The sequence below is a fragment of the Streptomyces sp. NPDC050418 genome, from assembly GCF_044458745.1.
In the GTDB taxonomy this organism is placed as follows: Bacteria; Actinomycetota; Actinomycetes; order Streptomycetales; family Streptomycetaceae; genus Streptomyces.
In genome coordinates, this window is the sequence record NZ_JBITIG010000001.1 from 369514 (window position 1) to 395500 (window position 25987).

Below are 25987 nucleotides of genomic sequence, written 5' to 3' on the forward strand. Positions count from 1 at the left end.
GGGTGCGGTAGTCGGGTGCGGCTGGGGTGGGGTGGGGGGCGCCAGCGGCGGGCTTCTCCCCCGCCCCTTCCCGAAACCGGGGCTCCGCCCCGGACCCCGCATCCGAACTTCGTTCGGATCTGCTCAAACGCCACAGGGGCTGAAGTGCCCAACACGCCGGCGGCCGCTGACCGGTCAGAACACGTTCAGGGCCGCCGCCCCGCCCACCCCTCCGAGCAGCATGAACGCCGGCATCAGGAGCTTGAGCTCCACCCAGCTGCCCGCGCGGAAGCGCATCGGCTTCGGGGGGCCCACCGGGTACCAGCGCTTGCCCGCGATGGGGAGGGGCCAGAACATCGGGCATCCGGAGACCGTCAACGAGTCGCCGATGTCGTGGACGACCGCGCCGAGGAGGACCGGGAGGCCGAGCCACAGGTACTCCTGGCCGTCGCCCGTGAACAGCCAGCCCGACCCGTTGCCGGGCTGGTCCAGGATGCCCGCGAGGATCCAGGCGCTGGTCGCGCCGAGCAGCCAGACCAGGACGTCGCTGGACACACGGGCCGCACGCCACAGCAGGCCCTCGACGGCGAGCACCAGGTGGATGAAGAGGATCGCGAGGACGGCCCAGCGGCCGCCGAGGACGGCGAGCGCCGAGAAGCCGACGCCGATCATGACGGCCCAGAGCCAGGTGTGCGTCAGTGTGCGGTGGCCGCCGGTGCGGCGGGAGTCGCGGGTGGACTTCGTGGCCTTGTAGACGCCGTACGAGAGGGTGTCGACAATGCCGCACAGTGCTCGCGACAGCGGGCCGAAGGCGCGCGAGATGGTCGCGGACTTGTGGTCGAGGTCGGGGGCGAGGGCCGCGCCCGCGCAGATCAGTCCGCCGACGACGAGCACCGGCCACGGCATGGGATGGTCCAGCGCCGCCGCTGCCGCACCCACCCCCAGCCAGGCCGCCGCGCCGGACAGTGAGTGTGCCGGACCCATCATGGCCGCTACCCGCCCCATCTCTATTGTGCTGTCGCCCAGTTGACTGCCGGGGCGGGCCCGCGGTTGCGGTCGCCGTTGCCCCGGCCGGCTGCACAGCGTAGCGGTCGTGATCTTCGTACGGACGGCCGATTCCCCTTACGGAGGACCGGGCAGGCAAGATGGGGGCGTGACCCTTATCGATCAGCTGCCGCCGGAAGCCGACCCCGATGCCCTCTACGAAGCCTTCGAAGGCTGGGCGACGGAACGCGGCATCACCCTCTATCCGCATCAGGAGGAGGCGCTGATCGAGGTCGTGTCCGGGGCGAACGTGATCGTCTCGACCCCGACCGGTTCCGGAAAGTCCATGATCGCGGCCGCGGCGCACTTCGCCGCGCTCGCCCGCGACGAGGTCACCTTCTACACCGCCCCGATCAAGGCGCTCGTCTCGGAGAAGTTCTTCGAGCTGTGCAAGATCTTCGGCACCGAGAACGTGGGCATGCTGACGGGCGACGCCTCCGTCAACGCCGACGCTCCCGTCATCTGCTGCACCGCCGAGGTGCTCGCCTCCATCGCGCTGCGCGACGGCAAGGACGCGGATGTCGGCCAGGTCGTGATGGACGAGTTCCACTTCTACGCCGAGGCCGACCGCGGCTGGGCCTGGCAGATTCCGCTGCTGGAACTGCCGCAGGCGCAGTTCATCCTGATGTCGGCGACGCTCGGCGACGTCTCGATGTTCGAGGAGGACCTGACCCGGCGCACCGGCCGGCCCACGTCCGTGGTGCGCTCGGCGACGCGGCCCGTGCCGCTCTCGTACGAGTACAAGCTGACGCCCATCACCGAGACGCTGACCGAGCTCCTGGAGACCAAGCAGGCGCCGGTCTACATCGTGCACTTCACGCAGGCGCAGGCCGTCGAGCGGGCGCAGTCGCTGATGAGCATCAACATGTGCACGCGCGAGGAGAAGGACCAGATCGCCGAGCTGATCGGCAACTTCCGCTTCACCACCAAGTTCGGCCGCAACCTCTCGCGTTACGTGCGGCACGGCATCGGTGTGCACCACGCCGGCATGCTGCCGAAGTACCGCCGGCTCGTGGAGAAGCTCGCCCAGGCCGGTCTCCTGAAGGTCATCTGCGGTACGGACACGCTGGGCGTCGGGGTCAACGTGCCCATCCGCACCGTGCTGTTCACGGCTCTGACGAAGTACGACGGCAACCGGGTGCGGACGCTGCGGGCCCGTGAGTTCCACCAGATCGCGGGGCGCGCCGGGCGAGCGGGATTCGACACGGCGGGCCTGGTGGTCGCGCAGGCGCCCGAGCACGTCATCGAGAACGAGAAGGCGCTCGCGAAGGCGGGCGACGACCCGAAGAAGCGCCGCAAGGTGGTGCGCAAGAAGGCGCCCGAGGGCTTCGTCGCCTGGTCGGACACGACGTTCGAGAAGCTGATCGGCTCCGAGCCCGAGCCGCTGACCTCGCGTTTCCGGGTCACCAACATCATGCTGCTCTCGGTGATCGCCCGGCCGGGCGATGCCTTCAAGGCGATGCGCCATCTCCTGGAGGACAACCACGAGCCGCGCCGCGCGCAGCTGCGGCACATCCGCCGGGCCATCGCCATCTACCGGTCGCTGCTCGACGGCGGAGTGGTGGAGCAGTTGGACACCCCCGACGCCGAGGGCCGCTCGATCCGGCTCACCGTCGACCTCCAGCAGGACTTCGCGCTCAACCAGCCGCTGTCGACGTTCGCCCTCGCGGCCTTCGACCTCCTGGAGCCGGAGTCGCCCTCGTACGCTCTCGACATGGTCTCCGTCGTCGAGTCCACCTTGGACGATCCGCGCCAGATCCTCGCCGCCATGACGAACAAGGCGCGCGGCGAGGCCGTGGGGCAGATGAAGGCGGACGGCGTCGAGTACGAGGAGCGCATGGAGCGGCTCCAGGACATCTCGTACCCGAAGCCGCTCGAGGACCTGCTGTGGCACGCGTACACCCTCTACAAGACGTCGCACCCGTGGGTCGCCGACCACCCGGTCTCGCCGAAGTCGGTCATCCGCGACATGTACGAACGGGCGCTCACCTTCACCGAGTTCACCTCCTGGTACGAGCTCGCGCGCACCGAGGGCATCGTCCTGCGCTACCTGGCGAGCGCCTACAAGGCGCTTGAGCACACGATCCCGGACGATCTGAAGTCCGAGGACCTCCAGGACCTGATCGCCTGGCTCGGCGAGATGGTGCGCCAGGTCGACTCCAGCCTCCTCGACGAGTGGGAGCAGCTCGCCAACCCCGAGGAGATGACGGCTGAGGAGGCCCAGGAGAAGGCCGATCAGGTCAAGCCGGTCACCTCCAACGCGCGGGCCTTCCGTGTCCTTGTGCGCAACGCGATGTTCCGCCGGGTCGAGCTCGCCGCGCTCGACAACGTTCGCGAGCTCGGCGAGATGGACGCCGACGCGGGCTGGGACGCCGACGCGTGGGGCGAGGCGATGGACAAGTACTGGGACGAGTACGAGGACCTCGGCACCGGGCCGGACGCCCGCGGGCCGAAGCTGCTGCAGATCGAGGAGCGTCCCGAGGACGGGCTGTGGCGCGTCCGGCAGACCTTCGCCGACCCGAACGGCGACCATGACTGGGGTATCAGCGCCGAGGTCGACCTCACGGCGTCGGACGCGGAGGGCCTCGCGGTCGTCCGCGTCACGGACGTCGGCCAGCTGTGACCCCCTTCCCCCTTGTGACCACCGGAGCGGACCACCGATGACCAACCCCGCCGAACGCCTCGTCGACCTGCTCGACCTGGAGCAGATCGAGGTCAACATCTTCCGCGGCGTCAGCCCCGACGAGTCGCTGCAGCGTGTCTTCGGCGGGCAGGTGGCGGGGCAGGCCCTGGTCGCCGCCGGCCGTACCACCGAGGGCGACCGGCCGGTCCACTCGCTGCACGCGTACTTCCTGCGCCCCGGCCGGCCCGGGGTGCCGATCGTGTACCAGGTGGAGCGGGTGCGCGACGGCCGCTCCTTCACCACACGGCGGGTCACCGCCGTCCAGCAGGGGCGGACGATCTTCAATCTGACGGCGTCCTTCCACCAGCCGGAGGAGGGTGCCTTCGAGCACCAGCTGCCGCCGCGTCTGGACGCCCCGGACCCGGAGTCGCTGCCGACGGTGGCCGACGAGATCCGGGAGCATCTGGGCGCGCTGCCCGAGCAGTTGGAGCGGATGGCACGGCGCCAGCCCTTCGACATCCGGTACGTCGAGCGGCTGCGCTGGAGCAGCGACGAGGTCCAGGGCGCGGAGCCGCGCAGCGCGGTGTGGATGCGGGCGGTCGGGCCGCTGGGCGACGATCCGCTGGTGCACACCTGTGCGCTGACGTATGCGAGTGACATGACCCTCCTTGACGCGGTGCGTATTCCGATCGAGCCGCTGTGGGGGCGGCGCGGGTTCGACATGGCCTCGCTCGACCATGCGATGTGGTTCCACCGGCCCTTCCGTACCGACGAGTGGTTCCTGTACGACCAGGAGTCCCCCATCGCCACGGGCGGCCGCGGACTGGCTCGCGGACGGATCTACGACCGCGAGGGACGCCTGCTGGTGTCAGTGGTGCAGGAGGGCCTGTTCCGTCCGTGGGCGCCGAAGGCCGAGTCGTGACCGCCGACACTCCGGCGGCCGATCGCGACGGACTCCTCGCCACCGCCGTGCGGTTGCGGGAGAGCGGACGGCGCGAGGAGGCGCGGGAGATCCTTGTCTCCCTCGCCGCCCGGCTGCCCGATGACGTCGAGGTCGCGTACCAGACCGCGTGGGTGCACGACACGCTCGGACTGGAGGCCGAGGCGGTGCCGTACTACGTCACCGCCGTCTCCGGGCCCGGCCTGTCCGCCGAGGAGCGCTCCGGTGCGCTGCTCGGGCTCGGGTCCACGTACCGCGCGCTCGGGCGCTATCCGCAGGCGGTGGCCACTCTGGAAGCGGCCAGTGCGGAGTTCCCCGAGGATGCCGCGCTGCGGGCCTTCCTGGCCATGGCGCTGCACCATGTAGGCCGCGGCAAGGAAGGGATCGAGCTGCTGCTCGGGCTCCTCGCCACCACCTCGAACGACCCTCAGATCTCGGCCTACCGCCCGGCCATCGAGGAGTACGCGAAGGACCTCGACGCGACCTTCTGACGCGCTCGGCTCACCCCGCCGACAGCCCGCCTCACTCCCGCGCGGGCCGCTCGTCCCGCGCCACTGCCGCCGTCAGCGCGAGCAGGACGCGGTAGCCGTGGATCTCCTCCGGGACGCGGGCGCACATCATGTGTTCCATCAGGAGGTCCCCGGGAGTGGGCACGGCGCCCGGGCGTCCCGAGTAGGTCAGATCGTGCCGCAGCCGGTTGAGCAGCGCCCGTTCGTGCGGGTCGGCGATGGCGTCCGCGACGTCCTCCGGTTCCAGGAACGACGCGGTGACGGCGGCCCGTTCCCATGCCGTGCCCGCCTGCCCGAGCAGGTGCTGGTGCATCCGGTCGCGCCAGCCGGGCGCCCGCAGATCCTCGCCGTCGCGCAGTCTGCGGCTCATCGCCTCGGGTGCGCGGCCGACCAGCAGCTCCGGGTGGGCGGCACCGAACTCCCGTACCTCGTCTGCGAAGTAGTGCCACACCACCGACCGGTAGCGGTTGAGCTGGAAGCGCGCCGGGGCGATCAGACCGGCTCGGGCGATCCTGCCGAAGCGGTCCTTCGCGATGCCGAGGAGGTCGGCGGCCTCGGCGGTGCCGAGCACCCGTACGCGCTCACGCAGCGTGTGCGCGAAGCCTTCGGCCGTCTGCAGCCGGTCCAGCTCGCCGCGGGTCACGCAGCGGGGTCCGCCGCGCTCCCCCGGTACGGTCGCGACCAGTCCGCGCAGCACCGCGAGCTCGAACTCCGTCCGCGTGAGCAGCAGTTCCTTGGCGGACCAGTGCGCCGAGTGGCGTACATCCTGGGCGTCCGGCGGCGGCGCGGACGCGTCCTCGGTGTGCCGCGGCGCCGTTGTGTCGATGACAGTCATGGTGGTCTCCCCCGTGAGTGCGATGACTCTCGGTGAAGACCGTAGCCCGATCCGCCCCATCCCGTTCGAGCCTGTGGATAACTCTCGAACTCCCAGGTGGGGGCGGGTAATCGGCGGTCAGCGCGACTGGCGGGCCTCGACCCCGAGGTGCTCGCCGACCCGGGTCACGAGCAGCGTCATCTCGTACGCGACCTGGCCGATGTCCGCCTCGGCGGAGCTGAGGACGCACAGGCAGCTGCCCTCGCCCGCGGCCATGACATAGAGCACCGCTTCGTCGAACTCTATGAGTGTCTGGCGCACCTTGCCCGAGCCGAAGTGCCGGCCCGAGCCCTTCGCGAGGCTGTGCAACCCCGAGGAGACCGCGGCGAGATGCTCCGCGTCCTCCCGTTCGAGTCCCGTGCTGGTGCCCGTGACCAGGCCGTCGTTCGACAGCACAAGCGCGTGCCGTACGTGGTCGACGCGCTTGGTCAGGTCGTCCAGCAGCCAGCCGAGTCCCGTGCTCTCTGCCATCGTGTGGCCCTCCCCCTCTTGCACTTGGCCGCCAAGCCTTCCCCAACGTCGCCCCAGGGGCAAGCGATGATGGCCGTATGGCACAGAAGGAGACCGTCGGCTGAACCGACCCCGGTGCTCTCACCCCACCGAGTCGAGCAGCCGCGCGGTGTGCATTCGCCCGGCGTACTCGACAAGGCGTATCAGCACCTCCTTTCCCGAGTCGCGGTCGCGCGCGTCGCAGAGCACGACCGGTGTTCCCCGGTCGAGGTCGAGGGCGCGGGAGACGTCCTGGGCACCGTAGGTCCGTGCCCCCGCGAAGCAGTTCACGGCGACGACGAACGGGATGTGGCGGTGCTCGAAGTAGTCCACCGCGGGGAAGCAGTCCTCGAGCCGCCGGGTGTCCGCGAGGACGACGGCGCCGAGCGCCCCTTGGGAGAGCTCGTCCCACAGGAACCAGAAACGGTCCTGGCCCGGGGTGCCGAACAGGTACAGGGACAGTCCGCTGCGGATGGTGATGCGGCCGAAGTCCATGGCCACCGTGGTGGTCGTCTTCTGGGCGACGGCGCCGAGGTCGTCGACGGACTCGCCCGCTTCGCTGAGGCGTTCCTCGGTGCGCAGCGGCCGGATCTCGCTGACCGCTCCGACCAGGGTGGTCTTGCCCACCCCGAATCCCCCCGCGACCAGGATCTTCAGCGCCAGCGCCGCTGTCTCGGCGCCGTCGCTCTCAGAGTGCTCGGAGGCCATCGATCACTTCTCTCAGGATCTTTTCGTCGGGTAGCTGTGCGGGCGGCACCGGCCGCGTCACCCGGACGACGCCCAGTTCGAGCAGGTCGCCGAGGAGCACGCGGACCACACCGACCGGGAGGTCGGCATCGGCGGCCAGTTCGGCGACCGACTGGGTCTCGGTGCGGCACAGTTCGATCAGGGCGCGGTGTTCCGGTCCGAGCGAGGTGTCGTCGCCGCTCGCGGGTGCCGCGGTGTCCAGGCTGACCAGCGCGATCAGGTCGAAGCGGACGCCGCTGGGCCCGGGGGCGGTGCGTCCGCCCGTCATCGCGTAGGGGCGGACGAGCGGCCCCGCCTCGGCGTCGTACCACTGGGCGCCGGGCTCGGGGGGTTCGTTGTCTCCCCGTAGTTTTCTCATGTGACGACCCCCGTCCGGTCAGCCCGCGGCAGGCGGCTGTACGGCGAACCGCGGCGGGGTGTACAGGTGTTCGCCGACACGTTTCACCAAGCGGGCCATCTCGTACGCGATGAGCCCGATGTCGGCGGCGGCAGTGGACATGACGGCGAGGCAGGAGCCGTCGCCCGCGGCGGCGACGAACAGGAAGCCGTCGTCCATCTCGACCATGGTCTGGCGTACGCCGCCGACTCCGAAGTGCCGTCCCGCGCCCTTGGCGAGGCTGTGGAAGCCGGAGGCGACGGCCGCGAGGTGTTCGGCGTCCTCGCGTCGCAGCGCGCTCGACGCGCCCACCGCGAGGCCGTCGTTGGAGAGCACCACGGCGTGGCGCACCTCGGTGACGCGGAGCACCAGGTCGTCCAGGAGCCAGTCGAGTTCGCCGGAGCGCTGCGGGGTGCCGATGCTCGGGTCCTGGATCATGCGGGGTCTCCTTCGTTGCTGCTGCCCGGCGTTCGGCGCTCGCCGCCCGGTGTGAAGTCGGGTGTGTCCTTGGACCTGCGGCCCGCGGGCCGGCCTCCTCCTCTGGTCCAGCCGTCGCGGTAGGCGGTCATCCGCTCCCTGACTTGTTCCGGGGTCCGTTCGTCGCTGCCCTGGGGTGTGCTGGCCGTTTCGGTGGCGTCGGCGGCCGGTTCCTCGCGCAACTGGGGTGCGAGGCTCGCCTGGCGTACGCGTCGGGGCAGATCGACGGTGGGCGCCGCGTCGCCGTTGGTGGACGGCGGCGCGGGAATCGCGTCGCGCGGCGGTGCTCCCGCGGGTGCGTCGCCGGTGCGGGTGTGCAGCCGCAGGGTGGTCACGCCACGCGGTGCGGGGGCTTCGGATCCGGCCGGCTCGGGCGGCATGGGCGCGAGCGCGGGGCGCGGGCCCGGCAGCGGTGCGCTGTCGCGGGCCGCACCGGCACCGACTTCCCGTACGGGAGCGGCGCCGACTTCGCGTACGGGACCGGCGCCCGGCACCCGGGAGTGCTCGGCGGCGGGCTCGATCTCGTCGGGCGCGGGCCGTGCGCCGCCCTTGGGCAGGGCGCCCTGCAGGAGCGCTGTCGGCAGCAGGATCACCGCGGTGGTGCCGCCGTACGGGGAGGTGCGCAGATGGACCTTGATGCTGTGCCGTGCCGCGAGGCGGCTCACCACGAACAGGCCGAGCCGGTCGCTGTCGAACAGGTCGAGTGCCTCGGACTGCTCGATGCGGCGGTTGGCCTCCGCGAGCCGTTCCTTGCCCATGCCGAGGCCGCGGTCCTCGACTTCGAGGGCGTAGCCGTTGCCGACGGGTTCGCCGCTGACCCGCACCTTGGTGTGCGGAGGGCTGAACTGGGCGGCGTTCTCGACGAGTTCGGCGAGCATGTGGGTGAGGTCGGCCACGGCGGCGCCGACGACGGCGGTCTCCGGGAGCTGGCGCACCTCCACGCGTGCGTAGTCCTCGACCTCGGACACGGCGGCCCGTACGACGTTGGTCAGCGAGACGGGCATCCGCCAGGCGCGGCCCGGCGCGGCGCCGGAGAGGATGATCAGGCTCTCCGCGTGGCGGCGCATCCGGGTTGTCAGATGGTCGAGACGGAACAGGTCGCTCAGCTCGTTCGGGTCATCGGCCCGGCGTTCCATGGAGTCGAGGAGGTTGAGCTGGCGGTGCACGAGGACCTGGCTGCGGCGCGCGAGGTTCACGAAGACGCCCGAGATGCCGCTGGCGAGTTCGGCGCGCTCGACGGCGGCGCTGAGCGCGGCGCGGTGCACGGTCGTGAGGGACTCGGCGACCTGGCCGATCTCGTCCTGCGCTGCCGGACCCGGCGGCGCCTCCGCCGCGATGTCGATCTCCTCGCCGGCCCGCAGGCGCCGCATGGCGGCGGGGAGCTTGCGGCGGGCGATCTCCAGGGCGGTGTTGCGCAGGCTGACCAGCTCGACGACGAGGGCGCGGCCGATCCGTACGGAGATGACGAGCGAGGCGGCGACGGCGATCAGACCGAGGAGCACCGCGGCGCCCGCGGGCGTGAGGATGCCGCGTGTGAACGGGTCGGCGCGGTCGGCCGCGCGCTGTCCCGCGTCGGTCTCGATGCCGCGCAGTTCGTCCTGGATCTCGGCGTACGCCTTGTCCCAGACGCCCGCGTCGATGGCGCCCGCGGCCTTGCGCCCCGCGGGTGCGGCGAGGACCTTGTCCTCGACGGCGATGACGTCGGCGTAGGCGCTGCCCTTCTCCAGGTCGGCCCAGGCGGCGCGCTCCTCGCCGCGCAGGTCCTCGACGGCCGCGCCGAGGAGGGTGCGGCGGGTCTCGACAGCGCCGATGAAGGTCTGCAGCCGCGCGCCGTCGAGGGTCTTGGTGAGCTGTGCGGTGGTCAGGAGTGCGTGCTCGCGGGCGAGCATCTCGCCGGCGCGGGAGAACTCGAGCACCACGCGTGCGTCGGAGCCGAGTTCGGCGTCCTGGACACCGGTGAGGGCGCCGCCGACGGCGAAGGCCTTGCCGATGGTCTCGGTGTACTTGTCGTACGCCTCGTCCCACCCCGTACGCCGGTCGAGCACCGTGGTGCGCAGGCCGCCGAGGTCGTCGGCGTCGTTCACGAACGTGCCGAGGCGTGCGGCGACGCCGGCGGGCAGGTCCGCTCCGTCGGCGACCGTGTGGTTCCCGCCGAGGCGGAGCTTGCCGAGGGCCTTGTCGGTCTCCTCGGCCTGGTCGCGCAGTTCGTCGGCGCGCGTCTCGTCGGGCCGCGCGGCGTAGGCGACGGCGGCGGCGCGTTCGGACTGCAGCTCGGCGACGGCCGTGGCGACCGGGGTGCGGACCTTCTCGTCCACGCGCTGCAACTGGCTGAGCCGGCTGACGTCCTGGGCGGTGGTCACGGTCGCGTAGGCCCACAGGGCGATCAGCGAGACGACGGGGACCATCAGCAGGCAGACGATCTTCGCCCGGACGCGGCGGGGGCGGAGCTGCCAGACGGGGCCGCGCGGGGGCGGCGCGGGTATGCCGGCCTGTGCCGAGAGGCCTTCGTCAGGCTGCTCGTCGGCGGGCGGTCCCGCGTGGGCGCGACGGCCGCGCACGGGAGGCGCACTCGCCGCGTCGGGGCCGGAACGGCCCGTGGAGCCTGGGGTGTTGCGGGGTGTACGCATGGCCTCCTCGCTCTGATCGTGGACGGGGCGGTGCGGCCGGACCGGTCGGCGGGCGACCCGGCCGCACCGCTACTGGAGTGCGCCTTCCATCGGCCGCTGCGCCGAGGCGGAGGCCTCGCGCTCGGTGGCGGTCGGGGACAGCGCGACGAAGGCTGAGGTCAGGAAGAGATAGGAACCGAGGCCGACGGCCAGGGGGAAGATGAACTGCATGGCCGTGGCCCCGGGGAGCGCGGTGGATTCCGGCACGACCTTGACGCTGACGGCCATCATCCCGGTGTAGTGCATGCTGCTGACGGCGCCGCCCATGACCAGTGAGGCGACGGCCACGGCGACGGGTGAGTGGATGTTGAGCGCCGCCCACAGGGCGGCCGTTGCGGCGACGACCGCGATCACCACGGAGAGGCCGACCAGCGCGGGGTCGTAGTTGACCTCGCCGTGCAGCCGCAGGGCGGCCATGCCGAGGTAGTGCATGCTCGCGACGCCGACGCCGGTGGTGAGCCCGCCGAGGAAGAGCGCGCGGCCGCGGTCCTTGCTGTAGCCGACGGCGAAGACGCCGGCGCCGACGACGCCCATGGCGACGACGAGGCTGAGGATCGTCAGCGGCACGTTGTAGCGGATCTCGGTGCCGGTGACGCTGAAGCCGAGCATCGCCACGAAGTGCATCGTCCAGATGCCGGTGCCGATCGCGCTGGCCGCGGTGATCAGCCAGTTGCGCCGCGACCGCCCGGTGGCGGCGAGCGCGCGCACCGTGCAGCGCAGTCCGAGCGCGGCCCCGATGCAGGCCATCACGTACGACAACGCGGGGGTAAGCCAGCCGAAGGCGGCGTGGTCCAGGTGTCCCATGACTCCGGGACGCTAGTCGTGAAGAAGGAGTGAAGAGGGGGCGCATTTCGAAAGCTGCCCGAATATGACAGAGAGATGTGCAAGAACGATCGCGTCCGGCTCGAACATGCGCACCGCACGGGCGTACGGAATCCGGACCTCTCACTCGCGTGACAGTTCGACACCACGCCCCCACCCCGCCGGAACTGAGGAATCATGGTGCGTATGAGCAATGACCCCAGGGATGTCCAGGAGTTCTTCGGTGCCCGCGCCGCCGGCTGGGACGCGCGCTTCCCCGACGACGGCCCCGCCTATGCGGCCGGTGTCGCCGCGATCGGTCTGCGCCCCGGGGACAAGGTGCTCGACGCGGGCTGCGGAACCGGTCGCGCCCTGTCCGTCCTGCGCGCCGCCGTGGGCCCCGCAGGCACCGTGATCGGGGCCGATCTGACGCCCGCCATGCTGGACGAGGCGGTCCGCGCGGGACGCGACACCGAGGGCGCGCTGCTGCTCACCGACGTGGGACGGCTGCCGTTGCGCACGGGCGTCCTCGATGCCGTGTTCGGCGCGGGACTGATCTCCCATCTGCCCGAACCGGGCACGAATCTGCGCGAGTTGGCCCGGGTCGTCCGCCCCGGCGGCCGGCTCGCGCTCTTCCACCCCATCGGCCGCAAGGCCCTCGCGGCCCGCCACAGACGGCAGCTCACCCCGGACGACCTGCGCGCCGAGCCCAACTTGCGGCCGCTCCTTGCCGGTTCGGGCTGGCGACTCGACTCGTACGTGGACGAGGACACGCGCTTCCTCGCCCTGGCCGTACGGGAGGACTGAGCGAGGGTCTGAGCAACCCGGCACGGATACGGCACACTTGGAAGGCTCGGCCGGGAGCAGACCGCACGGCCGCGAGTACAGGGGGAAGGTGGGCGTCATGTCCGAGCGTCACAGCGTGCTGCGCAGAATCGGCCGGCTTTTCCGGCCGGACGGCCGGGAGCCGGGCGAGACACCCGCGGTCCGGCTGGTGAAGACGGTGCCCCGCCAGGGCGGCGACGAGCAGCGCGCGCACAACATCTTCGAGGCCGCGGCCACCTTCGTGGCGGCCAGCATCGACGACGACCAGGAGAAGGCCGACCGAGCCGCCGGCTGGGTGCAGCCCGAAGCGCTCTCCTTCGGGGTCAACGAGCTGGCCTGCCGGGCCGTGATCGCGCTGGCCCGCGAGCGCGACGAGTCACCGGCCGACGTGGCACGCGGCCTGCTCGGTCTGCCCGCCGCCTGACCTGCGGCACACTCGCCACACAGGTTGCCGGGGTTCGAGGCCCCCCCAGACCTCGACGAGTCGATTACCGACTGGTTAGGGTGCGCCGACACAGTTTGCGAAAGGGGAGGGCACTGCCATGGCCGGGAGTGACGGGGCCGTTGCCGCCGAGGACGATGCGCTGTACGTGCTGACCGCGGTGCTGCTCACGCCGGCGAAGTTCCCGAGCGTGCTCGGCGACGACTATCCGGAGGCGTGCGCGGCGCTCGGTCTCGTACCGATCGTCGACGGGTACGGGCTGGTGTTCGGGCAGGACGCCCAGGGCGCGCGGTGGACCGTGGTGGTCGACGACGTGTCCCTCGTCGCGGTCGCCATCGCGTCGTGGGACTGCGGCATGGAGTACGACCTCTCCCCGGACGACCGCACGGTCGTCGCCGCGCTCGGCGGCTGGCCGCTCGCGGTCGCCGTCTCGGCACCCGGCGTCCCCGCGCCCCACGACCCGGAGCCCGACCCGGAGGACCCGGACCGCCTGACCCTGTCGCCCCCGGACACCACCACGTGGGGCCCGGCTCAACGGCGCCTGGGCGCCGACGAGATCGCTCTGCAGTGGGCGATGTGGCGGGCGCAGATCGATGATTCGACGTTCGCGACGGGTGGCGGGCCGACTGCGGCCGACGCTTCTTCCGGAGCGGAAGCGTCGGATCCGGCCGGCGGTTCGGGCGAGGCGGACGCTTCCGAGGCGTCGGACGAGACCTCGCAGGATGCTTCGGACGAAGCTTCGGGCGCGGCTTCGGACGCTGCCTCGGACGAGGCTTCGGACGCTGTCGAATCGGCCGGAGCCGCCACTGCGGACGAGGCCGAGGACGCACCGGGCGACGAGGGATCCGCGGCCGACGGTGACACGGACGCAGCTGCCGCCGCGAGCGATGCGGACGGCCGGGCGGCAGGCGACTCGAAGCCCGGGAGCGAGGCGCAGGAAGGTTCCGCCACACAGGACGGAGCCGGTTCGGACACGTCATCCGACGCGACCACCGACGCCGACGCCGAGCCCGGCACCGAACCCGACTCCACACCGGAACCCGCACCCACTGCCGGCGCGGCACCGGACTCGGAGTCAGGCGAAGGCCCGGAAGGCGAAGCCACGGAAGCCGAGGCCGAGGCCGAGGCCGACCCCGCATCACCGGGCCCCCGCCAAGCCGTCCGCCGCGTACTCGCCGAGGCGCGGGCCTACATCGACACTCCCCCGCCGCTGGGGCGCGTCCGCTCGGCCTTCGCCACGGGTGAGGCGCGGACGCTGCGGGCCGACGGTCCCGGCTGGTCGATGGTGGCGCGCACCGATGACATCGCCTTCGTGCTCCTCGACGAGGAGCCGGGCGAGGTGCTCCCGGTGGGCCGCGGCCCCGAACTCCCCGGTCTGCTGGCCGCCTTGGACAAGATGGCGGTCCGCCCGTCCTGAACGGGCTCCATCCGCCCGTCATGGCCCTCGGCAAACGCCGGGGGCGCGGACCATCCCGGTCCGCGCCCCCGGCCTCGTATCTGGAGAAGCCGCTGTCAGCGCCCCAGCTCCTTGCGGCTGACGCGCCGCAGCCGGCGGCGCTGGGATTCGTCGAGGGTCAGATAGGCCGCCGTCGGTACGCCGAGGACGATGAGCAGCGCCGCCCACCAGGGGAGCCAGATCAGCAGGATGATCCCGGCCGCCACACCACCCGCGGCGATTTTCGCGTTCCTGGACATCAGTGTCGCCTCCTTCGCGGCTGCCGCCGCTCTCTGCAGTGGAGAACGGGTCCGCCGCCGCCCTGGTTCCAGTCTGAACCCTGACTCGTCCCTGAGGTGTACCCCGGACCTGTCCCTGAGGAAGGGCCCGCGGGCCGGCTATTCCGCCCGCAGCGGTTCGCCGATCTCGCGCAGGTGCCCGAGCGCCTGGCGGTACGAGTCGACCGCGCCGGTCTCCGTGTAGGGGATGCCCAGGTCCCGGCAGTGTGCACGGACCAGGGGCTGGGCCAGGCGCAGGTGCGGGCGGGGCATGTTCGGGAAGAGATGGTGCTCGATCTGGTAGTTCAGGCCGCCGAGCAGCCAGTCGGTGACGGGGCCGCCGCGGATGTTGCGCGAGGTAAGGACCTGGCGGCGCAGATGGCCCCAGCGCTCGCTGTTGCCGTCGGGCATCGGCATGCCCTTGTGGTTGGGCGCGAAGGCGAGGCCGAGGTGGAGGCCGAAGAGCGCCTGGTGCAGCAGGACGAACAGGAGCGCCTTGCCGGGCGAGAGGACGGTGAGGAGCAGGGTGGCGTACGCGGCCGCGTGCGCCAGCAGGAGAAGGCCCTCGACCACGCGCTCGCGAGGCTCCTGGCGGCGCAGGTCCTTGATGCCCTGGACCTTGAGGTTGATGCCTTCGAGCAGGCAGAGCGGGAAGAACAGCCAGGCCTGGTGGCGGGTGAGCCATGCCTTGAAGCCGGTACGTCCCGCGACATGCTCGTCGGCGAAGACGAGGACGTCGGGCGCGACGTCGGGGTCCTTGTCGACGTGGTTGGGGTTGGCGTGGTGGCGGTTGTGCTTGTCGTTCCACCAGGCTGCGCTGGTGCCGACGAGCAGGTTGGCGTGGATGAGGCCGAGCACGCGGTTCACGGAGCGCCGTCCGGCGATCTGGTAGTGGCCCTCGTCGTGCCCGATGAACGACGTACGCGCCGAGAACAGGGCGAGGGGCACGGCGAGCAGCAGCGTCCACCAGGAGTTGCCCACGAGGGCGACGGCCGTGACCACGGCGGCGAGCGCGAGGGTGTTCAGGGCGATGCTCCGCGCGTACCAGCCGGTGCGCCGCTCCAGCAGGCCTTGGCCCTTGACCGTGCGCAGGAGTGGCGCGAACTCACTGCCCCGGGCCGCCGCGGCAGGTCGCTCTCGTACGGGAACTGCGGTCGTCATGGGTCGGTCTCCGGTCTCGGTGGCAGGGCGGGACTGCTCTGACCTGCATCAACGTAGAATCCGACGACCCATTGCGACCATGGCGCCACCACCCGTGTACGCGGAGGTGGCAGCCCCAGGGCAGGGTGTACCCAGCACCACCCCCGATGGCGGCTGTGATCGGCATCACGGCGGTCGGGCCATGATCGGCCCTGTTCGTCAGGTATCCTCGGCCGCTCCGACCTGGCTAGTCAAACTTGAGGAATAAGTCATCGCTGTGCACAGCCCCGCCCCGCTCACTGCCGCAGAGATCCTTCCACTCACCCGTTGCGCCGCGTTGTTCCTGCCCTCCACGCCCGCCCGCGCCGGCCGGTTCGCGTTCTGGAACGAGGACGGCACCGCTCCCGGCGACGGACCCACCGAGGAGCTGACGGTCGTCCTGCCCGGCGAGGACGGCACCGAGGCCGTGGCCATCCCCGCGCGAGTCCTGTCCGTCCGCGAGGCGCTCCCGGTGCTCGCGCGGGCGGCGGCGGGCGACGAGGCGCACCCGGCGGCGGCGTTCTGGGGTGCGGCCACCCTCTTCGCGCTGCAACTCACCGCGCGGGGGCTGCTGTTGCCCGGACTCACGGCGCAGGACGAGGACGCGTGGCGGGCCGGTCCGCTGGAGGCCGAGGACCTGGAGCTCGTACGGGAACTGGCCGCGGCGATGCCGCCGCACGCCCACGCGGCCCCGCTCGCCCCCTCCACCCCGCACGTGCCAGACGACGGCGAGCTGCTGCTGCCCGAACCGGAGGCGCTGGTGCGGCAGTTCCTCGACGCGGTCGCCGACACCCTGCCCCGGTCCCCCGCCGCACAGCTCGCCGCGGGCCACCCGGGCTTCGCCGCCGAGGCGCCGCAGCGGCTGCCGGAACAGCGCGACTGGGCGGCCGATGTGGCAGCCGGTCATGACGCGGGTGTACGGCTCTCGCTGCGCGTCGAGGTGCCCGGACTCCAGGTCGAGGACGCCGAGGGCGCGGCCCGTTTCCGCGCGGTGCTGCAGATGCACAGCGCCGCCGATCCCACGCGGATCGCGGACGCCGCCGACGTATGGGCCGAATCCCCGTCCGTGGCGGGCGTGTTCGGACCGCGCAGCCGCCTGGACGCGCTGCTTGCTCTGCGGCGCGCGGCCCGCGCGTGGGCGCCGCTGACGCCGCTTCTGACGGCCGCGGTGCCGGACGCGGTGGAGCTGGCCGACGAGGAGATCGCGGAACTGCTCGGCGAGGCCGCCCGTACTCTCGCGGGCGCCGGCGTCCTGGTGCACTGGCCGCGCGAACTGGCCCGCAAGTTCACCGCCCGCGCGGTGGTCGGTCCGCCCGGGGACACGGAGGGCGGCGACGCCCGGGGCGACACCGACGGCGCGCCCTCGATGCTCTCCCCCGACGCCCTCCTCGCGTTCAACTGGCGTTTCGCACTGGGCGACCAGGAGCTGACCCGCGCCGAGCTTGACGCACTCGCCGAGTCGAACCGGCCGCTCGTGCGGCTGCGTGACCAGTGGGTCCTCATCGACCCCGAGGAGGCGCGGCGCGCCCGGGCCCACGAGGACCGCAAGGTCACGCCCGTGGACGCACTCGGCGCGGTGCTCACCGGTTCGACCGAGATGGACGGCCGCCGCGTCGAGGTCTCGGCGAGCGGCTGGCTGGCGACGCTGCGCGACCGCCTCGCGCAGCCCGGCGAGTCCACCGAGGTGGCGCAACCGGCCGCGCTGACCGCGACGTTGCGCGACTACCAGCTGCGCGGTCTCGGCTGGCTGGCGACCATGACCGAGCTGGGGCTCGGCGGCTGTCTCGCCGACGACATGGGCCTGGGCAAGACCATCACGCTCATCTCGCTGCATCTGCACCGCCAGGAGACCGAGGGCACCCGCGGCCCCACGCTCGTCGTCTGCCCGACGTCCCTGATGGGCAACTGGCAGCGCGAGATCGAGAAGTTCGCGCCCGGCACCGCGGTGCGCCGCTTCCACGGCCAGGCGCGCAGCCTCGACGGTCTGGCCGACGACGAGTTCGTGCTCACCACGTACGGGACGATGCGCCTGGACACCGCCGCGCTGGCGGGACGCACCTGGGGCATGGTCGTGGCGGACGAGGCACAGCACGTGAAGAACCCTTACTCCGCCACCGCCAAGCAGCTGCGCACCCTGCCCGCTCTGGCCCGGGTCGCCCTCACGGGCACGCCCGTCGAGAACAACCTGTCCGAGCTGTGGGCCATCCTCGACTGGACGACCCCCGGGCTCCTCGGCCGTCTCGGCACCTTCCGCAGCCGCTTCGCGCAGGCCGTCGAGAGCGGCAGCGATCCGGCGGCGGCCGAGCGGCTCGCGAAGCTGGTCCGCCCGTTCCTGCTGCGCCGCCGCAAGTCCGACCCGGGGATCGCCCCGGAGCTGCCGCCGAAGACGGAGACGGACCGCGCCGTCGCGCTCACCACCGAGCAGACCGGTCTGTACGAGGCCGTGGTGCGCGAGACGCTCGCCGCGATCTCGGAGTCCGACGGCATGGAACGCCGCGGAATGATCGTCAAGCTCCTCACCGGGCTCAAGCAGATCTGCAACCACCCGGCGCAGTACCTCAAGGAGGACGCTCCGGCCATCGCGGGCCGCTCCGGAAAGCTGGAGCTGCTCGACGAGCTCCTCGACACGATCCTCGCCGAGGACGCGAGCGTCCTGGTCTTCACGCAGTACGTGCAGATGGCGCGGCTGCTCGAAGAGCATCTGGCGAGCCGTGGCGTACGGACGCAGTTCCTGCACGGCGGCACGCCCGTTCAGGAGCGCGAGGCGATGGTGAACCGCTTCCAGGACGGCGAGGTCCCGGTGTTCCTGCTGTCCCTGAAGGCCGCCGGTACGGGGCTGAACCTGACGCGCGCCGAACATGTCGTGCACTACGACCGCTGGTGGAACCCGGCCGTGGAGGCGCAGGCCACCGACCGCGCGTACCGCATCGGACAGACCCGTCCCGTGCAGGTGCACCGCCTCATCGCGGAGGGCACGATCGAGGACCGTATCGCCGCGCTCCTGGAGCGCAAGCGCGATCTCGCCGACTCCGTGCTCGGCTCCGGCGAGGCCTCCCTGACCGAACTCACCGACGCCGAACTGGCCGAGCTGGTCCAGCTGCGAGGAGACGCCCGATGAACCCTGCGGAAGAGCGGACCTTCGCACCCCTGCCGCCGGCCCACGGCCGGGGCTTCGCGACGACCTGGTGGGGTCAGGCCTGGCTGAAGGCCCTTGAGGACACCGCCCTGGACAACCAGCAGACCAAGGCGGGCCGCCGGCTGGCCCGGGCGGGCGCGGTCGGCGCCGTGTCCGTACGGCCCGGTCGGATCACCGCTGTCGTATCCGACAAGGGAGGCGCCGCGTACCGCAGTGACGTGCTGCTGCAGCAGTTGTCGCCGGACGAGTGGGACCGTTTCCTCGACATGGCCGTGGAGAGCGCCGGGCACATCGCGGCGCTGCTCGACCGTGAGATGCCGCCGCACCTGGTGGAGGACGCGGCGGTCGTCGGGATCGAACTCCTGCCGGGCATCGGCGACCTGGAGCCCGAGTGCACCTGCGAGGCCTGGGATCACTGCGGTCACACGGCGGCGCTGAGCTATCAGATGGCCCGGCTGCTCGACCAGGACCCGTTCGTACTGCTCCTGATGCGGGGGCGTGACGAGCGGACGCTGCTCGACGAGCTGCAGGTACGGAGCGTGGCGCGGGCCTCGGTGAGCGAGCCGGAGGAACCGCGGCCCGCCGCGGCGCAAGGGGTGCGCGCCGACGAGGCGTACGCGATGGGCGCGATACTGCCGCCGCTGCCCGCCGCGCCGGACCTGCCCGAGGAGCCCGGCCGGCCGCCCGTGCTCGACACGGAGACGGCTCCGGCGCCCGGGATCGACGTGGACTCGGTGACCTTCCTCGCGGAGCACGCCGCGCTCCACGCGCACCAGTTGCTCGCCGCGGCCCTCGGCGGCCGCGCGTTCCCAGCTCCCCTGGAGACCGGCCAGGACGCGGTACGGCTCGCACTCGGCGCGCCCGCCGACATTCGCGGGCGCCTCGCGGAGGGTACGGGCCGCAGCGAGGAGGACCTCGAACTGGCGGTACGCGCCTGGGAGTTCGGCGGCGCGGCGGCGCTGGAGGTCCTGGAGGAATCGTGGACACCGTCCGGGGACGAGGCGGTCCGCGCCCGTGCCGCGCTCGACGCGGCCTGGGAGGAGGACGAGCGCCCCGCCCTGACGGCCGAGAACAACCGCTGGACCGTGGTCGACGCCCAGCTCCGCCTCGGCCGCGACGGACGCTGGTGGCCGTACCGCGAGGAGTACGGCCGCTGGGTGCCCGCGGGCGGCGCGGCCCAGGATCCGGCGGCCGCGCTGGCGGGGGTGCTGGGCGCGGAGCAGATCGCCTAGGGTCGCGCGGGTGACCTCACCATCCGCGCAACCGCTGCCCGATCTCGCCTACTTGGATGCCGTACGGGAGTCGTACGACACCGTCGCCGCCGCCTATGCCGACCAGGTCCCGTCCCCCGAGGCGCTCGACCCGGTGTCGAGGGGATTGCTCGGAGCGTTCGCCGAGTCGGTGCGGGAGGGCGGTGGCGGCGGGGTCGTGGCCGATGTGGGGTGCGGGCCGGGGTATATCACGGCGTATCTGGCGGGGCTCGGGCTCTCGGTCACCGGAGTTGATCTGTCGCCGGAGATGGTGCGGATCGCGCGGCGGCGCCACCCCGGGCTGCCGTTCGCTGTCGGGTCGATGACCGCGCTGCCGTTCGCGGACGGCGCGCTCGGCGGGCTCCTCGCGTATTACAGCCTGCATCACACGCCGCCGGAGGCCCTGCCGCTCGTGTGCGCGGAGTTCCGCCGGGTGCTCGCGCCCGGCGGGCGGTTGATGGTCGCAGGGCACGTCGGCGCGGGTGAGGTGCGCAGGCCCGCGCACGCGTACGGCGGGCATCCGGTGTCCTGGGGCAGCTATCTGCGGCCGCCCGAGGAGATCGCCGGGCGGCTCTCGGAGGCGGGGCTGCGGATCACGACGCGCGTGGTGCAGGAGCCGACGGGTGGCGGCAAGTGGGCCACCGGGACCTTCCTGGCCGAGCCGGACTCACAGGCCGAGCCGGACTCGAAGGCTGAACCGGACTCCCAGGCCGAGCCCGCTACTTGAGCGGCCCTGTGAGCTTGCGGCCGCCCGCCTTCGTATCGCCGGACAGGCTGCACGCCACGCTGTCGATCCCGGCCTTGAAGCCGGACGTGTCGGGGTACTGCACGAGCGTGCCGCGCACCGTGCCACGGGGCTGCCGGGCCGCCTTGCGGTCGAGCGGGCCCTGGCACAGGTTCGTGGCGGCGTTCCTGATCGCCGTCGAACTCGTATAACTCCCCTTCAGCTCACCGATCTTCACGATCTCCGCGTCATGCGCCTTGGTGCACGACTTCTTGATCGCGTAGCCCTGGGCCTGCTTGCCGACGTCGAAGCAGTCGCCCGCCTTGAGCAGGAAGTACGGGGTCTCGCCGACGGGTGCGGGTGAGGCGAAGTCGGAGGGGAACGAGCTGGGGAAGTCGGTCGGGATGTCGGTGGGCAGGCCGGACGGCAGGCCGCTGGGCACCTCCGTCGGGATGTCCGTGGGCAGTTCCGACGGGACGGACAGGGACGGGGTCGGCTTCTTCGTCGCGCTCGCCGTCGGAGACTTGCCGTCACCGGGATCGCCGTCTTCCCCGGTCACGAACAGAACGACCGCTGCGATCGCCCCGACAGCGACGATCGCCGCCAGCAGCGCGAGCAGCCCGGCACGGCGGCGCGGGCCGCCCGGGGGTTCGCCGGGCGGCCCGAAGCCGGGCGGAGGGCCGAAGCCCCCGCCCGGCGGCTGGGAAGGCGGCTGCGGCGGTACGGGAGGCAGACCCATACCGTCAAGCGTCGCCCCGAATTGCTCAAGAAGCGACCCCTGCACGTAAGTTGGCACGATCCGTCCGCTTGGCCGCACTCCCGCTGCCGGCCGGATCGCACCGGGCCGTACGTGCCGCCCTGCGCGGCGACCTCAGCCGCGCACGCCGAGCAGGTGATCCATCGCCAACTGGTCGAGACGCTCGAAGGCCATCCCGCGGGCGGCCGCCGCGTCCACGTCGAAGTCCTCGAACGCACCCCGGTCCGCGAGCAGTTCCGCCAGGCCGCCCCCGGCTGTGGGCTGTGCGAGCTGGTCGAGGCGCGCGTCGAGCAGCGCCTGCTGTACCTCGGGGTCGGCGCGGAAGGCCGCCGTGCGCTCGCGCAGGATCAGGTAGTTGCGCATACAGCCCTCGGCGGACGCCCACACCCCGCTGTAGTCCTCGGTGCGCGGCGGCTTGAAGTCGAAGTGCCGCGGACCCTCGTACCCGGCGGTCTCCAGAAGGTCGACGAGCCAGAACGCCTGGCGTACGTCGCCGGCGCCGAAGCGCAGGTCCTGGTCGTACTTGATGCCGCTCTGCCCGTTGAGGTCGAGGTGGAAGAGCTTGCCGGACCAGATCGCCTGGGCGATCGCGTGCGGGTAGTTCAGGCCGGCCATCTGCTCGTGCCCGACCTCGGGGTTGACCCCGTACAGCTCGGGCCGCTCCAGGCGCTCGATGAAGGCGAGGGCGTGGCCGACCGTCGGCAGCAGGATGTCGCCGCGGGGCTCGTTGGGCTTGGGCTCGATCGCGAAGCGCAGGTCGTAGCCCTGCTCGGTGACGTACTCGCCGAGGAGGTCGAAGGCCTCCTTCATCCGGTCGAGCGCGGCCCGGATGTCCTTGGCGCCGCCGGACTCGGCACCTTCGCGGCCGCCCCAGGCGACATAGACCTTGGCGCCGAGTTCGGCGGCGAGGTCGATGTTGCGGATCGTCTTGCGCAGCGCATAGCGGCGCACGTCGCGGTCGTTGGCGGTGAAGCCGCCGTCTTTGAAGACCGGGTGGGTGAAGAGGTTGGTGGTGGCCATGGGGACGATGAGGCCGGTGTCGTCCAGGGCCTGGCGGAAGCGCTTGACGACCGCCTCGCGTGCGGCCTCGCCCGAGCCGAAGGGGATCAGGTCGTCGTCGTGGAAGGTGATGCCGTACGCGCCGAGTTCCGCGAGCCGCTGCACCGCCTCCACCGGGTCGAGCGGCGCCCGGGTGGGGTCGCCGAACGGGTCCTTGCCCTGCCAGCCCACGGTCCACAGGCCGAAGCTGAACTTGTCCTCACGCACCGGCTGATACGTCATCGCCCCTACTTCCTTCGTCTGCCCGCCGCGGCCGGCACCCGCGTGCTCAGCGGCTGCCGTCACGCTTCGATTACATCGGCTGTCGGACCTATTTCGTCATGCCGATTGACAAATTAGTATCCGGGGACGCGTCTGGAAACCCCCCGGCGCCCGTCGGACCATGGACCGACCTGCCGCGCACGGCCCCCTCGACCGGTTGGAGACCGTCATGACAGCAGCCGAAGGACCGCTGGTCGTCGGCGTGGACAGTTCCACGCAGTCCACCAAGGCAGTGGTCGTCGACGCGGCCACGGGCCGAATCGTGGCGAACGGCCAGGCGCCCCACACCGTGACGTCCGGCGCGGGCCGCGAGAGCGACCCGGAGCAGTGGTGGCAGGCGCTCGGCGCCGCGCTCGCCGCCTGCGGCCCGGCGGCCCGCGAGGCGGCCGCGGTGTCGGTCGGCGGTCAGCAGCACGGCCTGGTCACGCTGGACGCACAGGGGCGGCCGGTCCGACCCGCGCTGCTGTGGAACGACGTACGGTCTGCGCCGCAGGCCGCCCGGCTCGTCGAGGAGCTGGGCGGTCCGAAGGTGTGGGCCGAGCGGATCGGGAGCGTTCCGGGCGCGGCGTTCACCGTCGCCAAGTGGGCCTGGCTCGCCGAGCACGAACCGGAGGCCGCAGCGGCGACGGCGGCGGTGCGGCTGCCACACGACTACCTGACCGAACGGCTCACCGGCGAGGGCACCACCGACCGCGGCGACGTCTCGGGGACCGGCTGGTGGGCGGCGCCGGACGAGGCGTACGACACCGGGGTCCTGGACCGCGTCGGCCTCGATGCGGCGCTGCTCCCCCGGGTCGTACGGCCCGGCGAAGTGGCGGGGACCGTGCGCGATCTGCCGGAACTGCCGCTCACGCGCGGGGTGCTGGTGGCGCCCGGCACCGGTGACAACGCGGCCGCCGCGCTCGGTCTCGGGCTGCGCCCCGGCGCGCCGGTCCTGAGCCTCGGCACATCCGGGACGGTGTACGCGGTCGCCCGCAACCGGCCCGCCGACCCGACCGGCACGGTCGCCGGGTTCGCGGACGCCCGCGGCGACTGGCTGCCACTCGCCTGCACCCTCAACTGCACGCTCGCCGTGGACCGGATCGCCGCGCTGCTCGACCGGGACCGCGAAGCCGTCGAGCCGGGCGGTGCGGCGACCCTGCTGCCGTTCCTGGACGGCGAGCGCACCCCCGATCTGCCCGGCGCCTCGGGCCTGCTGCACGGACTGCGGCACGACACCACCGGCGGCCAGGTGCTCCAAGCCGCGTACGACGGCGCGGTGTTCGCACTGCTGCAGGCACTCGACCTGGTCCTCGCGGTGGACGGTGCGGCGTCCTCGTCCGAGGAGCCGCTGCTCCTGATCGGCGGCGGTGCGCGAGGGCGCGCCTGGCAGGAGACCGTACGGCGGCTCAGCGGGCGCGCCGTCCGGATCCCGCGCGCCGCGGAACTCGTCGCGCTCGGAGCGGCCGCCCAGGCCGCCGGTCTCCTGACCGGCGAGGACCCGGCGGCCGTGGCACGGCGCTGGGGCACGGCCGAGGGGCCGGTCCTCGAACCCGTCGCACGCGACGAGGAGACGCTCGCCCGGATCGCGGACGTACTGGGCGCCGCGACACCGCTGTTGAGGGGCGCCGCTCCGGCGCCGAGTGCAGCCCCTGCCCCGCCCACCTTCCCCGACCCTCGTCACACCCCCTGAGGAGCCCCCTCATGACCACAGAGCTCCCCGGCAACGGCGGCTTCGGCGATCCGGCGTTCCTGCCCAACACCCAGCAGGGCATCCGCCGCCGCAATCTGTCGCTCGTCCTCCAGGCGATCACCACCCACGGTCCGCTGTCGCGCGCCGCCGTCGCGACCCGGATCGGGCTGACCCGGGCCGCCGTGTCCACCCTCGTCGACGAGCTGATCCGGGCCGAACTGCTCGTCGAACTCGGACCCGAACGTCCCGGCACGGTGGGCCGCCCGGGCAGCGCCCTGACCGTGGGCGAGCGCGGGCCCGTCGGCATCGGTGCCGAGATCGGGGTCGACCATCTCGCCGTGTGCGCGGTCGACCTGCACGGCAAGGTGCGGGCCCGGGCCACCCTGGAGAGCGACAACCGGGGCCGCCCGCCGGAGCCGGTCCTCAAGGAACTCGCCCGTCTCGTACGGGAGGTGACGACCGTCAGCCGGAACGCAGGACTGCGCCCTGCCGGCCTCGCCGTCGCCGTGCCCGGCCTCGTCGCCCGCGACTCGCACACGGTCGTCCGCGCCCCCAACCTGGGCTGGAGCGAACTGGACCTCGGACCGTTCCTGCTCGACGGACTGCCCCTGAGCGTGGACAACGAGGCCAACCTCGGCGCACTCGCCGAGCTGTGGATCGGCGGCGATCCGGCACCGCAGGACTTCGTGCACGTCTCCGCCGAGATCGGGATCGGTGCCGCCGTGGTCGTCGGCGGGCGGCTGCTGCGCGGGACGCACGGGTTCGCGGGTGAGCTGGGCCATGTGCCCGTACGCCCGGAGGGACCCTCGTGTCCGTGCGGCGGACGCGGCTGCCTGGAGCAGTACGCGGGCGAGGAGGCCGTACTCAAGGCGGCCGGTGTGCCGTTCGGGGAGCACGGCATCAGCCGGCTGGCCGCCCGCGCCGAGGACGGCGACCCGAAGGCGCGCAAGGCACTGCGCGGGGCCGGTTCCGCGCTCGGGATCGCACTGTCCGGTGCGGTCAACCTGCTCGATCCGCAGACCGTGATCCTGGGCGGCGCGCTGTCCCGGCTCGCCCCGTGGCTGCTGCCGTCCCTGGAGCGTGAACTGGCCCGCCGTACGGCGGATCCGGCGCGCCCCAAGGGAGGTTCGGTCACGGTGTCGCGGCTCGGCTCGGAGGGTCCGCTCCTGGGCGCGGCGCATTCGGTGGTGCAGTCGGTGCTCGACGATCCGGCGTCGATCGCGGGAGTGGTGCGCTGAGGGAGGACGGTCCTCACACTGAGCAAGGCGGGTCCTCGCGCCGAGCAAGGCGGGTCCTCGCGCCGAGCAAGGCGGGTCCGCGCGCCGAGCAAGGCGGGTCCGCGCGCTGCCTGCGCGCGGGCCCGGCCCGGCGGCCCAAAGGGCCCGAAGCAACCCTTCCGGCCCAACCGGCTTGACCAGTAACGTCGTTGGTACGCGTGGGCCCA

At 72.3% G+C, this 25987-nt stretch carries 22 protein-coding genes and 1 pseudogene; 11 read left to right on the forward strand and 12 right to left on the reverse strand.

What is annotated here, in order from left to right; translation table 11 throughout:
• Positions 1-174 precede the first annotated feature (174 nt).
• Positions 175-966: a metal-dependent hydrolase gene (locus tag ACIBI4_RS01755; RefSeq protein ID WP_399201526.1), complete on the reverse strand. Its 792-nt coding sequence runs from the start codon at positions 964-966 to the stop codon at positions 175-177.
• A 106-nt stretch (positions 967-1072) separates the two neighbouring features.
• Here ACIBI4_RS01755 and ACIBI4_RS01760 point away from each other — a divergent pair, with 106 nt between their 5' ends.
• Genes ACIBI4_RS01760 through ACIBI4_RS01770 form a run of 3 tightly spaced genes read left to right on the forward strand, consistent with a single transcriptional unit; the run spans position 1073 to position 5077 of the window.
• Positions 1073-3646, forward strand: coding sequence for a DEAD/DEAH box helicase (locus ACIBI4_RS01760; protein ID WP_399201527.1), 2574 nt, complete (start codon positions 1073-1075; stop codon positions 3644-3646).
• Positions 3647-3683: 37 nt separating this feature from the next.
• Entirely contained in the window at positions 3684-4568 is an 885-nt protein-coding gene (locus tag ACIBI4_RS01765; protein ID WP_399201528.1) for an acyl-CoA thioesterase, read from the forward strand.
• Positions 4565-5077, forward strand: coding sequence for a tetratricopeptide repeat protein (locus tag ACIBI4_RS01770; protein WP_399201529.1), 513 nt, complete (start codon positions 4565-4567; stop codon positions 5075-5077). Before ACIBI4_RS01765 ends, ACIBI4_RS01770 begins: the two co-directional genes overlap by 4 nt.
• Before the next feature lie 31 nt (positions 5078-5108).
• Here ACIBI4_RS01770 and ACIBI4_RS01775 read toward each other — a convergent pair whose 3' ends face one another.
• The 7 genes from ACIBI4_RS01775 to ACIBI4_RS01805 all read right to left on the reverse strand — a co-directional run bounded on the left by ACIBI4_RS01775 (position 5109) and on the right by ACIBI4_RS01805 (position 11528).
• On the reverse strand, positions 5109-5930 hold the full coding sequence (locus ACIBI4_RS01775) for a DUF6397 family protein (protein ID WP_399201530.1): 822 nt from the start codon (positions 5928-5930) through the stop codon (positions 5109-5111).
• Positions 5931-6047: 117 nt separating this feature from the next.
• Positions 6048-6440 (reverse strand): roadblock/LC7 domain-containing protein, encoded by a 393-nt coding sequence (locus tag ACIBI4_RS01780; protein ID WP_399201531.1) that lies wholly within the window; start codon positions 6438-6440, stop codon positions 6048-6050.
• Positions 6441-6560: 120 nt separating this feature from the next.
• Positions 6561-7166 (reverse strand): GTP-binding protein, encoded by a 606-nt coding sequence (locus ACIBI4_RS01785; protein ID WP_399201532.1) that lies wholly within the window; start codon positions 7164-7166, stop codon positions 6561-6563.
• Positions 7147-7563 (reverse strand): DUF742 domain-containing protein, encoded by a 417-nt coding sequence (locus ACIBI4_RS01790; RefSeq protein ID WP_399201533.1) that lies wholly within the window; start codon positions 7561-7563, stop codon positions 7147-7149. Before ACIBI4_RS01790 ends, ACIBI4_RS01785 begins: the two co-directional genes overlap by 20 nt.
• An 18-nt stretch (positions 7564-7581) precedes the next feature.
• Complete coding sequence (locus ACIBI4_RS01795) at positions 7582-8019, reverse strand: roadblock/LC7 domain-containing protein (protein WP_399201534.1); 438 nt, start codon at positions 8017-8019, stop codon at positions 7582-7584.
• On the reverse strand, positions 8016-10685 hold the full coding sequence (locus ACIBI4_RS01800; RefSeq protein ID WP_399201535.1) for a nitrate- and nitrite sensing domain-containing protein: 2670 nt from the start codon (positions 10683-10685) through the stop codon (positions 8016-8018). The genes ACIBI4_RS01795 and ACIBI4_RS01800 overlap by 4 nt, the downstream gene beginning before the upstream one ends.
• 69 nt (positions 10686-10754) lie before the next feature.
• The gene (locus ACIBI4_RS01805; RefSeq protein ID WP_399201536.1) at positions 10755-11528 is read right to left on the reverse strand and encodes an MHYT domain-containing protein; all 774 of its coding nucleotides are present in this window, start codon (positions 11526-11528) and stop codon (positions 10755-10757) included.
• Between the two features lie 204 nt (positions 11529-11732).
• Here ACIBI4_RS01805 and ACIBI4_RS01810 point away from each other — a divergent pair, with 204 nt between their 5' ends.
• The 3 genes and pseudogenes from ACIBI4_RS01810 to ACIBI4_RS01820 form a co-directional block, all read left to right on the forward strand.
• Positions 11733-12332, forward strand: a complete 600-nt coding sequence (locus tag ACIBI4_RS01810; RefSeq protein ID WP_399201537.1) for a class I SAM-dependent methyltransferase — start codon at positions 11733-11735, stop codon at positions 12330-12332.
• Between the two features lie 97 nt (positions 12333-12429).
• The gene (locus ACIBI4_RS01815; RefSeq protein WP_399201538.1) at positions 12430-12774 is read left to right on the forward strand and encodes a hypothetical protein; all 345 of its coding nucleotides are present in this window, start codon (positions 12430-12432) and stop codon (positions 12772-12774) included.
• A gap of 118 nt (positions 12775-12892) precedes the next feature.
• Positions 12893-13394 (forward strand): annotated as a pseudogene (locus ACIBI4_RS01820) (hypothetical protein); the annotation flags it as partial.
• A gap of 910 nt (positions 13395-14304) precedes the next feature.
• Here ACIBI4_RS01820 and ACIBI4_RS01825 read toward each other — a convergent pair.
• Entirely contained in the window at positions 14305-14487 is a 183-nt protein-coding gene (locus tag ACIBI4_RS01825) for a hypothetical protein (RefSeq protein ID WP_187817906.1), read from the reverse strand.
• Between the two features lie 138 nt (positions 14488-14625).
• Complete coding sequence (locus tag ACIBI4_RS01830) at positions 14626-15666, reverse strand: acyl-CoA desaturase (protein WP_399201539.1); 1041 nt, start codon at positions 15664-15666, stop codon at positions 14626-14628.
• A gap of 256 nt (positions 15667-15922) precedes the next feature.
• On the opposite strand from ACIBI4_RS01830, the gene ACIBI4_RS01835 reads away from it, so the two are divergent.
• Genes ACIBI4_RS01835 through ACIBI4_RS01845 form a run of 3 tightly spaced genes read left to right on the forward strand, consistent with a single transcriptional unit; the run spans position 15923 to position 20797 of the window.
• Positions 15923-18802, forward strand: coding sequence for an SNF2-related protein (locus ACIBI4_RS01835; protein ID WP_399201540.1), 2880 nt, complete (start codon positions 15923-15925; stop codon positions 18800-18802).
• A complete protein-coding gene (locus ACIBI4_RS01840) occupies positions 18799-20052 on the forward strand; it encodes an SWF or SNF family helicase (protein ID WP_399201541.1) in 1254 nt (417 codons plus the stop codon). Before ACIBI4_RS01835 ends, ACIBI4_RS01840 begins: the two co-directional genes overlap by 4 nt.
• Positions 20053-20062: 10 nt before the next feature.
• A complete protein-coding gene (locus ACIBI4_RS01845; RefSeq protein WP_399201542.1) occupies positions 20063-20797 on the forward strand; it encodes a class I SAM-dependent methyltransferase in 735 nt (244 codons plus the stop codon).
• Here ACIBI4_RS01845 and ACIBI4_RS01850 read toward each other — a convergent pair.
• Both ACIBI4_RS01850 and xylA read right to left on the reverse strand, forming a co-directional pair.
• Positions 20790-21533, reverse strand: coding sequence for a hypothetical protein (locus ACIBI4_RS01850; RefSeq protein WP_399201543.1), 744 nt, complete (start codon positions 21531-21533; stop codon positions 20790-20792). The genes ACIBI4_RS01845 and ACIBI4_RS01850 overlap by 8 nt on opposite strands.
• Before the next feature lie 132 nt (positions 21534-21665).
• Positions 21666-22832: a xylose isomerase gene (xylA, locus tag ACIBI4_RS01855; protein WP_399201995.1), complete on the reverse strand. Its 1167-nt coding sequence runs from the start codon at positions 22830-22832 to the stop codon at positions 21666-21668.
• 208 nt (positions 22833-23040) lie between these two features.
• On the opposite strand from xylA, the gene xylB reads away from it, so the two are divergent.
• Both xylB and ACIBI4_RS01865 read left to right on the forward strand, forming a co-directional pair.
• The gene (xylB, locus tag ACIBI4_RS01860; RefSeq protein ID WP_399201544.1) at positions 23041-24543 is read left to right on the forward strand and encodes a xylulokinase; all 1503 of its coding nucleotides are present in this window, start codon (positions 23041-23043) and stop codon (positions 24541-24543) included.
• Between the two features lie 11 nt (positions 24544-24554).
• Positions 24555-25781 (forward strand): ROK family protein, encoded by a 1227-nt coding sequence (locus ACIBI4_RS01865; RefSeq protein ID WP_399201545.1) that lies wholly within the window; start codon positions 24555-24557, stop codon positions 25779-25781.
• The last annotated feature ends 206 nt before the right edge of the window (positions 25782-25987 follow it).